The sequence below is a fragment of the Ralstonia sp. ASV6 genome (assembly GCF_016429285.1).
Classification (GTDB): domain Bacteria; phylum Pseudomonadota; class Gammaproteobacteria; order Burkholderiales; family Burkholderiaceae; genus Ralstonia; species Ralstonia flaminis.
On sequence record NZ_JAELUI010000153.1, the window covers coordinates 1 to 12,487 of the forward strand.

15 protein-coding genes are annotated in these 12,487 nt (G+C 63.5%); 1 reads left to right on the forward strand and 14 read right to left on the reverse strand.

The features are described from left to right. From JHD73_RS23080 to JHD73_RS23145, 14 genes are all read right to left on the reverse strand, one after another. Positions 1–613 (reverse strand): sigma-70 family RNA polymerase sigma factor (locus JHD73_RS23080; protein ID WP_199032510.1); only part of this gene is annotated, 613 nt, incomplete at its 3' end. A gap of 5 nt (positions 614–618) precedes the next feature. Then, entirely contained in the window at positions 619–1,089 is a 471-nt protein-coding gene (locus tag JHD73_RS23085; protein WP_199032511.1) for a flagellar basal body-associated FliL family protein, read from the reverse strand. Continuing rightward, complete coding sequence (locus tag JHD73_RS23090) at positions 1,086–2,225, reverse strand: flagellar hook-length control protein FliK (protein ID WP_199032512.1); 1,140 nt, start codon at positions 2,223–2,225, stop codon at positions 1,086–1,088. The genes JHD73_RS23085 and JHD73_RS23090 overlap by 4 nt, the downstream gene beginning before the upstream one ends. Continuing rightward, positions 2,222–2,524 carry a hypothetical protein gene (locus JHD73_RS23095; RefSeq protein ID WP_199032513.1) on the reverse strand — a complete coding sequence of 101 codons (303 nt, stop codon included), beginning with the start codon at positions 2,522–2,524 and terminating at the stop codon, positions 2,222–2,224. The genes JHD73_RS23090 and JHD73_RS23095 overlap by 4 nt, the downstream gene beginning before the upstream one ends. A gap of 7 nt (positions 2,525–2,531) precedes the next feature. Further along, on the reverse strand, positions 2,532–2,921 hold the full coding sequence (gene fliS / locus JHD73_RS23100; RefSeq protein ID WP_199032514.1) for a flagellar export chaperone FliS: 390 nt from the start codon (positions 2,919–2,921) through the stop codon (positions 2,532–2,534). Beyond that, the gene (gene fliD / locus JHD73_RS23105; protein ID WP_199032515.1) at positions 2,918–4,282 is read right to left on the reverse strand and encodes a flagellar filament capping protein FliD; all 1,365 of its coding nucleotides are present in this window, start codon (positions 4,280–4,282) and stop codon (positions 2,918–2,920) included. The genes fliS and fliD overlap by 4 nt, the downstream gene beginning before the upstream one ends. Positions 4,283–4,301: 19 nt before the next feature. Further along, entirely contained in the window at positions 4,302–4,766 is a 465-nt protein-coding gene (locus tag JHD73_RS23110; RefSeq protein ID WP_199032516.1) for a hypothetical protein, read from the reverse strand. Continuing rightward, positions 4,763–6,070 (reverse strand): FliI/YscN family ATPase, encoded by a 1,308-nt coding sequence (locus JHD73_RS23115; RefSeq protein WP_199032517.1) that lies wholly within the window; start codon positions 6,068–6,070, stop codon positions 4,763–4,765. Before JHD73_RS23115 ends, JHD73_RS23110 begins: the two co-directional genes overlap by 4 nt. Continuing rightward, complete coding sequence (locus tag JHD73_RS23120) at positions 6,067–6,774, reverse strand: FliH/SctL family protein (RefSeq protein ID WP_199032518.1); 708 nt, start codon at positions 6,772–6,774, stop codon at positions 6,067–6,069. Before JHD73_RS23120 ends, JHD73_RS23115 begins: the two co-directional genes overlap by 4 nt. Beyond that, complete coding sequence (locus JHD73_RS23125) at positions 6,771–7,811, reverse strand: FliG C-terminal domain-containing protein (protein ID WP_199032523.1); 1,041 nt, start codon at positions 7,809–7,811, stop codon at positions 6,771–6,773. The genes JHD73_RS23120 and JHD73_RS23125 overlap by 4 nt, the downstream gene beginning before the upstream one ends. A gap of 4 nt (positions 7,812–7,815) precedes the next feature. Then, positions 7,816–9,459 carry a flagellar basal-body MS-ring/collar protein FliF gene (fliF, locus tag JHD73_RS23130; protein ID WP_368735557.1) on the reverse strand — a complete coding sequence of 548 codons (1,644 nt, stop codon included), beginning with the start codon at positions 9,457–9,459 and terminating at the stop codon, positions 7,816–7,818. A 13-nt stretch (positions 9,460–9,472) separates the two neighbouring features. Next, positions 9,473–9,784: a flagellar hook-basal body complex protein FliE gene (gene fliE / locus JHD73_RS23135; RefSeq protein ID WP_233177122.1), complete on the reverse strand. Its 312-nt coding sequence runs from the start codon at positions 9,782–9,784 to the stop codon at positions 9,473–9,475. A 224-nt stretch (positions 9,785–10,008) separates the two neighbouring features. Continuing rightward, the gene (locus JHD73_RS23140) at positions 10,009–10,341 is read right to left on the reverse strand and encodes a hypothetical protein (RefSeq protein WP_199032520.1); all 333 of its coding nucleotides are present in this window, start codon (positions 10,339–10,341) and stop codon (positions 10,009–10,011) included. 97 nt (positions 10,342–10,438) lie between these two features. Beyond that, complete coding sequence (locus JHD73_RS23145; protein WP_199032521.1) at positions 10,439–11,383, reverse strand: LysR family transcriptional regulator; 945 nt, start codon at positions 11,381–11,383, stop codon at positions 10,439–10,441. A gap of 321 nt (positions 11,384–11,704) precedes the next feature. Between JHD73_RS23145 and JHD73_RS23150 the strand changes: the two genes are divergently transcribed. After that, positions 11,705–12,487: alpha/beta hydrolase (locus tag JHD73_RS23150; protein WP_199032522.1), on the forward strand; the 783-nt coding region annotated here is incomplete at its 3' end.

The following is a 12,487-nucleotide window of genomic DNA, read 5'->3' on the forward strand; positions in this document are numbered from 1 at the left end:
GGTCAAACTCGTAGTACAGCTGAATCACGGTCTGCTCGCGCTCATCGAGCAGGCCCAATGCCTTCTCCAGCGACTGCCGCACCACGATCTGACGTTCAATGCCGTCGTCGGCGCCATGTACAGCACCGTCTTCCAGCATCGCGTCAAAGCTGACGAATTCCTGCGCGTTATCGTCGAGCAGGATTTGATCGAATGCATCGCCATCCACGCCCAGCGCTTCGCACAGCTCATCGCGAGTCGGATCACGACCCAGCTTGCGGCGCAGCGTGCGCTCCGCACTCCGCATGCGGTGTGCGCTCTGGCGTGTCGCGCGCGGGCGCCAATCCTGGCGGCGAAGCTCATCAAGAATTGCCCCACGCACGCGCACCAGCGCAAAGTGCTGAAATTCGTCGTCCGGCTCGCCATAGCGGCGCAGAGCTTCAAGCAGGCCCATCAGGCCCAGTTGCTCAAGATCGTCCAGATCCATGCCGCCCGTTGCATGCGAGCTGAGCTTGCGCACCGTGCGCTTGACCAGTGGTGCGTAGTGGGCCATCCAGCGGGCCTCAGATGCAGGAGTCAGTGCCTGCGCTGCGCACTGGATGCTCTGGTATTCGGTGTGGGTCATCGCGCTCATCTGCTTCAGTCCATCATGGCCTTCGTTACCAGCACCTGCTCGAACGGCATGCGATTGGTCCGCCCATATGCAGCCGCGTATTCCTTGTCCAGAGCGGCCTCAAAGTCGTCCGGATGCATGCGCACCACTTCGTCCGGCGTGTGCTCGGCAAACGCGCGGAATGCCGTTGCGCGCAGGATCGGCAGTTGCTCGCGCACAGCCTTTTCCTGTTTTGCGTTAGCGGCAACAAACACCAGATCCATCACGAGATGGCGCGGGCGGGCACCAGGGCCATCATTGCGTAGCATCACGACCAGCTTCTCTAGCGACACATAACGCGCCTCGTCAGAGATTGCATTGCGCGCGGGCGCAGGAACCACCGGCGCGGCAGAAGCTGCGCTCGCTCCATTCATGCGGCTCATCGTGAATGCCGTGGCACCCGCTGTTGCCAGCACCACCGCGACCGCGATTGCGGCAATCATCAAGTTCTTCTTCATGTCGATTCCTTCTGCATGCGCGCCACATCGCGCGACGCCTGTTCAAATGCACCATCGCCGCCCGCCGATGCGAGCCCACGACCCGGCGCATGCTCCTGTCCGTGGTCGCGTGCATGGCGCTCGCGCCCGCCGGATGCATCCTGTTCTGCTTGGCCATGCCGGCTCGCCGACACCTGCACGGTCACGTCGGCGCCATTCCGCGCGCCGAGATCCTGGCGCAGGCTCTCGCCAATTGCCTGCAACTGACGGACAACCTCCTGATTGGTGGCCGACAGATGAACAGCCATGCCATGTGCTTCTTGCCGCAGCTCGATCCGCACCGATCCACTCATGTAGGGATCGAGCCGGATGACAGCGTGCCGCATGCCTTGGTGCGTTTGCACGCTCAGGCGCTCACCAAGCGCGTCAAGCAACTTCTGCTGCGCCTGTGTGGGCTCCGTGTTGCGAGCGACTTGCTGCGCCGGGTCCGCCGCCGATTCAGCCACCACCACGCCCAAGCGCAGGGAGCCTTCTGGCACCACCATCGTGGTGGCTGACGGGAACGGCACATCGTTTGTAACGTGCGAAGTCGTGGCGGGCGATGCTCCAACCTGTGTCAATGCATCAACTCCCGCACCGCGCACACGCTCCGCTGGTGCAGCACTCAACTGGCGTTCGGCGGTAACGCGCTCTGCTACCTGCGTTTCCACACGGCCAGGCATGGCGGCTTCAACCGCAACGTGCTGTGCAAGCGCAACGCTCGGCGTGGCTGCCTGCGGCATGCGCAGTGCAACACCCAACTCCCCCGCACGCTGAGCTACGTCACCACTCTGTGCAGCTTCGGTTTCGCCGCGCGCTTCCAGCGCCTGCATCAAGTGCGACGGCACATGCGTGCCATCCTGCAAGGCAGGAGGCACGCTAACCGGCGCATCGGCTTCCACCACTTGCGCCAGCATCTGCGCGACCAACGCATCCAACGAAGCGAATTCCGCTGCCCCCACATCGGCGGCAAGTTCGTCTGCAGGAACACCGTCAAAGGCAGCCATCTTCATATCGCCCAGTGTGAAACCCACGTTCGATGGCACCGGGGCAGTTGCTTGCCTCGTGTGCATCGCGGCGAGCGAGATGTCGCCGACGGCCAGCATCCCGAGCATCATCGCCCGCTCCGTTGCACGGCCGCGTAAGCTTCCCAACCCGCACGGTGCGTCCGGAGCCCGCCCATTGTCTCGATCAGCCGCTTGGATTCCGACGTGATCAGCGCAATAGCGGCCTGATGTGCCACCTTCAGCAACGCAAGCGATTCACGCTCGGATTTGCTCATGGCAATGTCACGCCCCATAGCGGCGGCGACGTCATGCACTTCGCGGTTCAGGCGTTCGATGGCATCAATATCGCGCTTCAAGGTCGCTTGACGCATACGCGACGCAAGCCTCAACAGATAGTCGGTCTGGTCCATGTCGTAGTTATCCAAATCGTTGGTCGACGCCTTCCCACGCTTGCCGCACCGTGCGGATCAGCTCGGAAACCTCATCGATCGTTGCCGGATCCAGCGCGATTCCCGCCTCGTTCAGCCGCCAAGAGCAGTATTCGTACAGCCGGGCAAGGTTCACCACCACGTCGCCGCCCGTATCAAAATCCAGCGCACTTGTCAGGCCATGCAGCATGCCGATGCACTTGTTCAGGCTGTGTCCCTTCGCCTCAAAGCGCTTGGCCTCAATGTGCGCACGCGCACGTGCCATCTCGTCAAGCAGACCGTCCATCAGCACGATCACGAGCCGCACGGGCGAGGCGCTCGCCACCTGCCCCGCGAGGTTCGCAGTCTGGTAGTCACCGTAGCCGTGTTGTGTCGTCATTTCTTTCCTCCGCCAATTTCGGGCAGGCTCTCGAGTAGACTCATCGTGAATTCCATCCGGCTCTGCAGCTCAGAGACTCGCGTGAACTGCGCCAAGTACCGGTTGTAGACCTGACTGTATTTCGCATCGAGCGAAAGCTCTTTCTTGTTCAATGATTTCTCAACGACCTCGCTGGAGTCCTGACGGCGCTTGAGATGGCCATCCACAGACGACGTCCAGGTCTTCAGGTAGTCGTCCATACGCTTTGCGATGCCGGTGTCACCGTCAGCAAACAGTGCGTCCAGACCTTTCGGGTTCTTTGCCAGCCCTGCCTCAAGCTTTTCCGTATCGAGCGACAGCTTGCCGTTGCGGTCTGCCGAGATGCCAAAATCCATCAGCCGCGCGTCGCCCACTGCGCCGCGCAAAAGGTCGTTCATGCGCTGCTGCAGGCCTCGTACGCCAGCGTCACCCACAAACGGCCCGGCCTCTGCGGGGTTGTCTGGGTTCGTCTTGGTCAGTTCGGCCAGCACGTTCATGACCTCGTTGTAGGCATCCACAAACGCCTGCACCGCCTCGGTCGTGCCGCTCTTGTCGAGCTCAACTTCCAGACGCAGTGGCGCATCACCGGGCACCATCGCTTGGGTAAAGGTGACAGAAACGCCTTCAATGCCGGTAAACGTGTTTGACGCCTGCTTGATCTCCTCGCCACTTTCACCGCCGAGCCGGAAGACGGCATCGCTGGCGGCGGCAAGCTCCTGCGGTCGCCCACTCAGCACAGCGGCAAGTGCGGGATCGTCGACGCCGCTCGTATCGAGCGTGATACCCCCAGCCTCACCCGTCTGGCCCGACGTAAGCACGAGCCTCTGCTCGCCGTTGATCGTGACGATCGACGCCGCGACCTTGCCGGCGTTGTCAGGTGATTGATTGATCGCACGCGCAAGCTCGGCGGGCGACACATTGCCGCTCGCATCGGCTTTGGCACCCGACAAGTCCACATCGAATGACGTGCCGTCATCCAATGCCACCTTCAGCGTGCCGGCGTCTTCGGCCTTGTAGGGCGGCACGCCCTGGTACGCAATCTGATGTGCGGAGGCAAGTCGTTCGACAAAGAACGAGTAGCTGCCGGGTTGTGCGCTTGCGCCCACCGTTGCGCTGCCCAGTGCGGGATTCGACAGCGTTGCCTTTTGCTTCACGATGCTGCTGGCCCCAGACAGGCTGAGCAGCGACGTCTGGAATGAACTCAGTGCATTGCGCAGCTTGCCCAAGGCGTCTTGCTGAGCTGCGTTGGTCGCCTTCTGGCTTTTCAGGCGCAGCAGCGCATTCTGCATATAGAGATCGGTGAACGCTTGCGCGTTGGTCGCGGGGTCTCCGATGTTGAACATGGCACTCCTCGTAGGTTGATCAGGATGGGGCGGAAGTGGCGCTCCCCTGTGCCAGCCGCTGACGCAGCCAAGCCTGGGAAGCCTGTTGGTCTTCACGTTTGCGCTCATTCGAGCGATGCACAGCGTCGAGCATGGCGATCTTCTTGCGCCGTACGACGTCAATACGTTCGTGATGCAACCGCGCTGCGCACAGCTCCCCACGCAGCGATGCAAGCGCAGCATCATGGTGTGCAAGCTCGCGCTCGTGCTGGTGGATCATGTCTGCCAACGCTGCGCGGTAGCGCGCACCATTCATGGCGTGCGCCGGATGCGCTGGTGCATTGGTGTCGGTGTTCTGCAGCAACGTTGCCATCTGTGCGAGGTGACGGCGGTAGCGCGCGCCTTCCGCATCTCGCGCGGCGACGTCTGCGCCGATCCGGTCAACCTCGCGCGCGCGCAGCGCGGCAAGCCGGGAAAGCCCGGCGACAGTACGCTCTGTATTCATACGACCAACTCCGCGAGTGTGTTAAGCGTTGCCTCACGCGACGACGATTCGTCTTGCGCCTGACACAGGAATGCCAGGATGGATTCGTGCATGGCGACCGCGTGGTCGGTCGCAGGGTCTGCGCCCTCGACATAGCCGCCCAGGGGGATCAGGTCGCGCACGCTGGCGTGGCGGGCCATCATGTCGCGCACCTTGCGTGCTGCGGCTTGCTGCTCGCGCGGTGCTACGAGTGACATGCAGCGGCTGACCGAGCGCAGCACGTCAATGGCGGGGTAATGCCCCTGCGATGCCAGATCGCGCGAGAGCATGATGTGACCGTCGAGGATCGCGCGGGCGGTGTCGACCACGGGGTCCTGCTCGTCATCGCCTTCGGCCAGCACGGTGTAGATGGCGCTCATACTGCCTTCGCCCTCACCGTTACCTGCGCTCTCTACCAGGCGCGGCAGCAGGCCGAACACCGATGGTGGATAGCCGCGCGTGGCGGGCGGCTCGCCCAATGCCAGCGCGAGTTCACGCTGCGCCATGGCGTAGCGCGTGAGCGAATCAACCAGCAGCAGGACGTTGTTGCCTGCGTCTCGAAAATGCGCGGCGATGGCGTGGCAGAGTTCAGTCGCCATCAGGCGCATCAGCGGGGATTCGTCTGCCGGCGCCACCACAACGATGGCCTTGGACAAACCCTCCGGCCCCAGCGCGTGTTCGACAAACTCACCCACCTCACGGCCGCGCTCGCCAATCAGGCCAACCACGACGACATCTGCCGCCGCCTGGCGCGTAATCATCCCAAGCAACACACTCTTGCCGACGCCGCTGCCCGCAAACAGGCCGACGCGCTGCCCACGGCCAAGTGTCAACATGCCGTCGATGGCGCGCACGCCAACATCCAGCGTGCCGGCAACGGGCCGTTTGCGTAGCGGGTTGATGCGAGGAGGCTCCAGGTTGAGCGAGGCCTCGCCCGTCAGCGGGCCGCGTCCGTCAATCGGTTCACCCAGGCCGTCGATGATGCGGCCACGCCAGGCCGGACCGATGGCAAGCGAACGCCCACCGTCCTCAGCAAAGACGCGTGCGCCCGCGGCCAGGCCCTCAGCGGGCCGGAACGGCATCAGGTACGACACCCCCTGCCGAAAGCCGACCACCCGCGCGTCCAACCACGAGCCGGTCGTGGTTTCGATGCGCGCGTGCTGGCCAGTTTCAAACGCATAACCAGTGGCCTCCAGCAGCAAGCCGGAAACGGCAGACAACCGCCCCACCGGACGGGCGACGGGAACGTCAGCCAGGTTGACATGCCCGAGTGCGGTGTGACTCATGCGTGGTCTCCGGTTTGGTCCGCGGCAGGTGCTGCCTCGGCGGCATCGGCCAGCGCGAGCTGCGCGCTGATCCGTTCAATGCAGGCAGCCAGCCGTTGGCCGCAGCCCGCATCCATCTCCACATCGCCAGCCTTGACCCGGCACTCGCCGGGGGCAAGACGTTCGTCGGGCACGAGGTGCCAGCCCTGCACGCGCTGCGGCGCGGCTGCGGAAATGCGCGCGTAGTCGTCGGGGTTGAGTCGCACTTCCGCCGACTCCGGCGCCTTGGGCAGCGTATCGAGTGCCTCGTCCACGAAGGCGAGAATCTGTTCGGGGCGTGCATCGAGCTCCGCGCGGATGACCTGGCGAGCAACTTCACCCACCAGTGTCGCCACCTCTGCGCGCACAGCGGCGCGATATGCCTGCTGCGCGCCGGCAAAGCCGGCCGCCAGTGCGTCGACGGGCGCTGCTAGCGCTTCGAAGCGCGCTCGGGTGTCCTGTTGCGCGCGCTCGGCGCCTGTCTTTTTGCCGGCGGCAAAACCGTCGGCGTGTCCGGCGTCGTAGCCGGCCTGACGGGCCTCATCGAGCAGCGCCTCGGCCAATGGCTCATGCAGCGGTGCCGCCAGCAAGGCGACGTCGTCCGGTTGCGCCAGCGGGTCGATCCGCCCGTGTGCCGCGCGCACTTGCGCCAGCGGCGGGAATGCGTAGCGGCGATATGCCCTCATCGGATCACGTCCTCCGCGACGAGCTGCAGTTCAATATCGCCTTCGTCGGCCAGTTCCTTGACCTGCGCCATGATTTCGCGGCGTGCGGCCTCAACACGGCTGGCCGGCGCCGGGCCGGTACGACGCAGCATCTCTTCGAACGCCTGCACCGAGCGGCGCGGCATGGCGCGCATGAGCGCCTCACGCACTGCCGGATCGCTGCCCTTAAGCGCAACGCCCCACAGCTCCATGTCCACTTGTTCGAGGATGACGGCGATGGCTTCGTCGCTCTGCTGCCCAATCAGCGAGAAGTCGTAGATGCGGTCTTCCACCAGCGAGAAGAGCTCCGGATCGCGTGCACGTAGCAGTTCCACGAGTCGTGCGCGGTCGCCCGGCATGCGGTTGATGATCTCCGCCGCCTGACGCACGCCCTCCACCGCTGTGCTCTGCGTGCCGAGGTTGGCGATACAGCCATCGACCACGGCTTCGAGGTCGCGCAGCAGGTCATGGTCAATCTCTTTCAGGCGTGCGATATCCAGCAGCACCTGTTCGCGCTGCGCGTCCGGCAGCGCATCAATCACGGCGCTGGCCTGCTCAGGCGGCAGGAAGGCCAGGAACATCGCCTGCATACGTACGTGTTCATCGCGCAGGCGATCTGCCAGCCATTGCGGCTGCGCCCACTGCAGGCGGGCCATCTTCGGGCCGATCACATCGCCGTAGATCTTGTTGAGCACGCTGTTGGCCACCACGCCACCCAGCGCCAGATCCAGCGAGCGCTGCAGGAACGAGCGCGACGCGCCACGCACGCTGCTCTGCGCACGAAAGTCCGCAAAGAAACGTTCGATGGTCATTTGCACGGCGTCCACCTTCACGCCCTGCATGCGCGACATCACCATCGTGACACCCAGCAGTTCTTCACGTGACAGACAGCGCAGCACGCCGGCGGCGGCTTCCTCGCCCATGCTCAGCAAGATGATGGCTGCGCGCTCCACTGTGCTCAGGTTCGGTGCGGTGGGCGCCTCATGTGATGCGGGCAAGCTGCTGCCGGCGGCCACCATCGCGTTATTGGTCGTGGTCATGGTCTCGAATCCAAGGTTTGATGACTTCAGCAACACGGTCAGGGTCCTGGCCGGCCAGGTGCTTCAGGTGTTCGATCAGTACGTCGACATCGGAGCCAACCGGCGGCAGGTTGGCGTCGGCCAACAGCAGCGGCTGCGTGTCGTGCGGCAAGGCAGCGGCGTCTGCGGTGCCCGGCGCATCGAGTGCAGCCGGTGCAACGGCGGCCTGCGTGGCGTCCTGTTGCGGATCGCGGCCACCATTGGCCCAGGTGCGCAGCACCTTGAGTAGCGGGCGCAACACGAAGAAGAAGGCGAACAGCGAACCCAATACCCAGGCACCCCACGTGCCCATCGTCACGATGTTGTCGGGCTGCTTCCACCACGGCAGCGGTGTGTCGACCGGCGTACTGCGGAAATCGAGCGACGACACGACCAGCGCATCCTCACGGCCCTTGTCGATGCCGAGCCCGTTACGCAGGATCTGATCGACATGCGCGAGCTGTTCAGGCGACCACGTTTTTGCGCCACCCGGCGCGGCCGCGTTGTTCAACACAACGGCCACGTTGAGCTTCTTGACACGAGCCGGCGCACGCTTGATCTGCACAACATTGCGGTCGTACGCGTACTGACGGGTCTGTGCGTTCTTGGCCGAATGCGGGGCTTCGGGAGCGCTTGCCGCCGTCGGTGGCGCCGGACGGTTCGACAGCGAGCCCGGCACGCCAAGCGCGGCCTGACCGATGTCCTTCTCGTCGCGAATCGCTTCTTGCGTCACCTTTGGGGCTTCGCCGTACTGCTCGTGGGTTTCTTCCACGCGGTCGTGATCCACCTCCACCGCAACACTGGCGCGGAAGTTGCCGTCGCCCAGCGTCGATGCCAACAGCTCGCGGATATTGCGCAGCGTGTCTTCACGCACACGTGCGCCGATTTCGTTGTCCGCTGCGGTGTTGCCCAACGTGGTATCGATCTGCGCAGACAGATGACGGCCCGCCTGATCGACGACTGTCACACCCGCCGGGTCCAGGTTGGCCACGCTACCCGCCACCATCGCCACGATGGCCGCAATCTGCTCCTTCGAGAGCTGGCGCCCCTGCTTGAGCGTCAGCACCACTGACGCCGAACTCCTATCGCCATCGGAAAGAATGAACGACGTCGATTTGGCGATCGACAGATGCACGCGCGCCGCAGACACCGGGTCGAGTGACATGATGCTCTGCGTGAGTTCGCCTTCCAGGCCGCGGCGGAAGCGCACGTCCTGCACGAACTGGCTCACGCCCAGCGGGTCGTTCTTATCTACCTGTTCGAGCCCTTCGGGCAGCTTGGCGACCACCCCCTTGGCGGCCAGCAGCATGCGCACCGCACCAAGCTTCTGTTCGGGCACGAGCACCTGACCGCTATTGGGGTGAATGCGATACGGGATGTTTTCGGCGTCGAGCGTGGCCATCATGTCGGACGCGCTAATCGATTCCTGCGCGCCAAACAGCGGCTTGTACTGGGCATCGCGGTGGTGCATCACCATCATGGCCAGCGCCGTCAGGCAGATCGCAAGTACGACGATCGGGAGCACTTTGGCAAGTGCGGCGGAAGACGGCAGGCGAAAGCCACCGTCGGGCGCGAAACGCGCAGTGAGGGTCTTGAGCTGATCTAGCACCGTCGCGACCCCGTCAGATCTGCATCTTGATGATGTCGTCAAACGCGCTCATCAGCTTGTTGCGCGTCTGAACCATCATCGAGAACGACAGACTGGCCTGCTGGCTCGACAGCATCGCGCCGACCAGGTCGTCGCTGGCGCCCGTCTCCACGGCAGTCACGAGATCGTTGGCCTGGTGCTGCTGGTTGTCGGTGTTCAGCACCGCCTGCTTGAGCAGATCGGCAAAGCCGGCACCGCCCCCGGCGGTTGGCTCGTCGGCGCCGGCGATGTTAGCGCGCGTCGTTCGGATCGAGTCGAGCATGGCGCTCGCGAGGTCGATGGTCATGACGGTCCCCATGTCGGATTGGATATGGGACCGGATTTTGTGACGCCTTTTGACTTCGAACGAGAATGTTCAATGGAACATTGATGCCGCCGGCAGATGGGCCAGATCGGCATGCCAGGGCCAGATACGCCCTCTAGGAAAGTGCGCTGAGCGCAATAAAAAACGGCGTGACTTCAACAAGTCACGCCGCAAACAGAGCGGAGGAGAAAAACGGCAGGGACTGCTTAAACGCGCGAGGCGGCGCCATCCTTCGGATAGCTCGCATCACCATTCCACGACAGGTAGCCGTAGGTGTCAGCCTGGCGGTCGGCACCTTGGCTGTAGGGGTCGAAGCGGTCGCCGGCGCGCGACAGATAGCCATACGTATCGGCTTGGCGATCAGCGCCTTGCGTGTACGGATCGAACCGGCCAGCCTGCGTGGCAGCCGGTGCATCAAAGTTGGGCTGCTCCGCAGCGGCTGCCGGTTGGGCCGACAGCAGGGTTGCGGACGCCGACAGCGCAGCCACCAGGGCCAATGCAGCGCGGCGGGAAAAGAGGGAGGAGAGGCGGGAGTTCATGATCGTTTCCTTGTTCGGTTGCGCTCGTTGTTGCGCTTGGAACCCAGAATAGATCGTTGCTCCCGACTGATAAATGCACCTTCCAGAAAAAGACTGTTCAAGCGGCGCTAACAATCTGCAACCGTGGACTTTCCTTGAGTTGCAGGCACGGATGGTCGGCAAACAGCGTGGCAACCCAGTCCACAAACACGCGCACCTTGGGCGACAGATGACGGTTGTGCGGATAGATGACCGACACCGGCAACGACTCCGAGACGTAGTCCGGCAGCACTTCCACCAGCGCGCCAGACATCAGGTGCTCGTACACCAGAAAGCGCGCTGTCTGCATCAGGCCCAGGCCGTGCAACCCGCATGCCACAGCGGATTCCGCGTCGTTGACTGACACCATGCCGCGCACCTTGTGAATCTGCTTCTGGCCGTCGATGACAAAATCCCAATCCATGCGGCGCCCGTTGCGCGGCGAGAAGTAGTTCACCGCCGTGTGATCCTGCAGATCCTCCAGCGTCGTGGGTGTGCCGTGCCGCGCGAGGTACTCCGGCGAGGCGCAGTTCACCATCGACAACTGGCCGATACGGCGCGCCACTAGGCTGGAATCCTGCAACTCGCCCACACGCACGGCGCAATCCACGCCTTCCTGCACGAGGTCGACGGTGCGGTCGCTCATGCCGATCTCGAGCTGAAGATCGGGGTACGCGTCGTGAAAATCACGGATACGCGGCACCAGCAACCGTTTGCCAATCGAGCCGGGCACGTCGATGCGCAACGTGCCGCGCGCCCCCGATGCGCTCTGCGAGAACGCAGCTTCAGTTTCTTCCAGGTCTCCGAGCAGCCGCACGCAGCGCTCGTAATAAGCCGCACCATCGGCAGTGACATTCACGCGGCGCGTGGTCCGGTGGAGCAGACGCACGCCGAGATGCGCCTCAAGGCTTTGCACCAGGTTCGTCACCGTGGCACGAGGTAATTGAAGGCTGTCGGCAGCCTTGGTGAAACTGCTGGCTTCCACAACGCGCGTGAAAACCTGCATGGCCTGCAATCGATCCATCTGCGGCTCCTGAAGGTCGGACTCCACGGGGCGGGCGCACTGCCGGAATCAGAACGGCAATGCGCTGGGCTGGACCTGTGGAATCTGAAAGGGGTGCACCCGGTTGGCTCGATCGATAAACATTGCTGCGCGCAGGGATTTTGCAGCGCAATAAGATCGGCCTCGAGCAATGCCACTTTGTAGCACAACCATGGATTTTGATTGTTCGGCTGTGACTAATAGTGATGTCCGATTATAGGCATTTATCCGCGATCGTCTAATCACCATCATTCAGCCCATCGACATCCGGGTTATCCATAAAGGTAAGCCCCGCCTGACATCATGGGTTCTTCTCCACCGCGTCTGATTGTTTCGGATCGCTCGCTCGCCACCTCACCGGCTTCGGTCGATGTTCACGCGAAGCAATCGCTCTGCGCCAACGGCGCCACAAATGTTGCAGGCAATCACCATTTGCGCAGTGCAACATGCACGTTGCCTGAGCAACGAGCGTTGACCGAAAAACCCGCCACAGTGGATTTGCTGTCACGCGAGGTGCGGGCGGAGGATTATTGGACGCAGGGTTACGCCAACCGTATCCGGCTACGCGTGTTTCACCCCGAATTTCACCCTGACGAAGCTGCGCCGCTGCGCCAACCGGCCGTGCTCTACCTGCATGGCGGTGGCTTCGTGAATGGCTCGATTGACGATGCGGATGCCCCGGCGCGCCACTTGGCGACCACGCTGCCCGCGGTGGTGGTAACGGTCGGCTATTCGCTGGCACCGGCGGCGCCCTTCCCTGCCGCGCCCGAAGACGTATACGCCGCGCTGTGCTGCATGGCTGAGCATGCCGCTGCGTGGGGCATCGATCGCCGCCGCATGGCCGTGGCCGGGCACGATGCGGGCGGCAACCTGTCGGCCGCGTTGACGATGATCGCGCGTGACCGCGGTGGCCCCAACCTGCGTGCGCAGGTGCTGATCGCCCCCATGCTGGACCCGACCATGGCCCGCGTGCGCCCGGACCACCTCGCCAACGCTGACGCCAACGGTAAAAACGCGGCCGAAGTCTGCGCGGATTGCTATCGCCAGTACCTGCCCCGCCCGACCGAACGTGTGCACCCGTATGCC

Bases quoted from the DNA above. Each gene is read 5' to 3' on its own strand.
- JHD73_RS23115 (WP_199032517.1), bottom strand. From the start codon at position 6,070: ATGAGTCACACCGCACTCGGGCATGTCAACCTGGCTGACGTTCCCGTC.
- fliS (WP_199032514.1), bottom strand. From the start codon at position 2,921: ATGACGACACAACACGGCTACGGTGACTACCAGACTGCGAACCTCGCG.
- JHD73_RS23090 (WP_199032512.1), bottom strand. From the start codon at position 2,225: ATGATGCTCGGGATGCTGGCCGTCGGCGACATCTCGCTCGCCGCGATG.
- JHD73_RS23125 (WP_199032523.1), bottom strand. From the start codon at position 7,811: ATGGTGGCCGCCGGCAGCAGCTTGCCCGCATCACATGAGGCGCCCACC.
- fliD (WP_199032515.1), bottom strand. From the start codon at position 4,282: ATGTTCAACATCGGAGACCCCGCGACCAACGCGCAAGCGTTCACCGAT.
- JHD73_RS23145 (WP_199032521.1), bottom strand. From the start codon at position 11,383: ATGGATCGATTGCAGGCCATGCAGGTTTTCACGCGCGTTGTGGAAGCC.
- JHD73_RS23085 (WP_199032511.1), bottom strand. From the start codon at position 1,089: ATGAAGAAGAACTTGATGATTGCCGCAATCGCGGTCGCGGTGGTGCTG.
- JHD73_RS23120 (WP_199032518.1), bottom strand. From the start codon at position 6,774: ATGAGGGCATATCGCCGCTACGCATTCCCGCCGCTGGCGCAAGTGCGC.
- JHD73_RS23140 (WP_199032520.1), bottom strand. From the start codon at position 10,341: ATGAACTCCCGCCTCTCCTCCCTCTTTTCCCGCCGCGCTGCATTGGCC.
- fliE (WP_233177122.1), bottom strand. From the start codon at position 9,784: ATGACCATCGACCTCGCGAGCGCCATGCTCGACTCGATCCGAACGACG.
- JHD73_RS23095 (WP_199032513.1), bottom strand. From the start codon at position 2,524: ATGGACCAGACCGACTATCTGTTGAGGCTTGCGTCGCGTATGCGTCAA.
- JHD73_RS23110 (WP_199032516.1), bottom strand. From the start codon at position 4,766: ATGAATACAGAGCGTACTGTCGCCGGGCTTTCCCGGCTTGCCGCGCTG.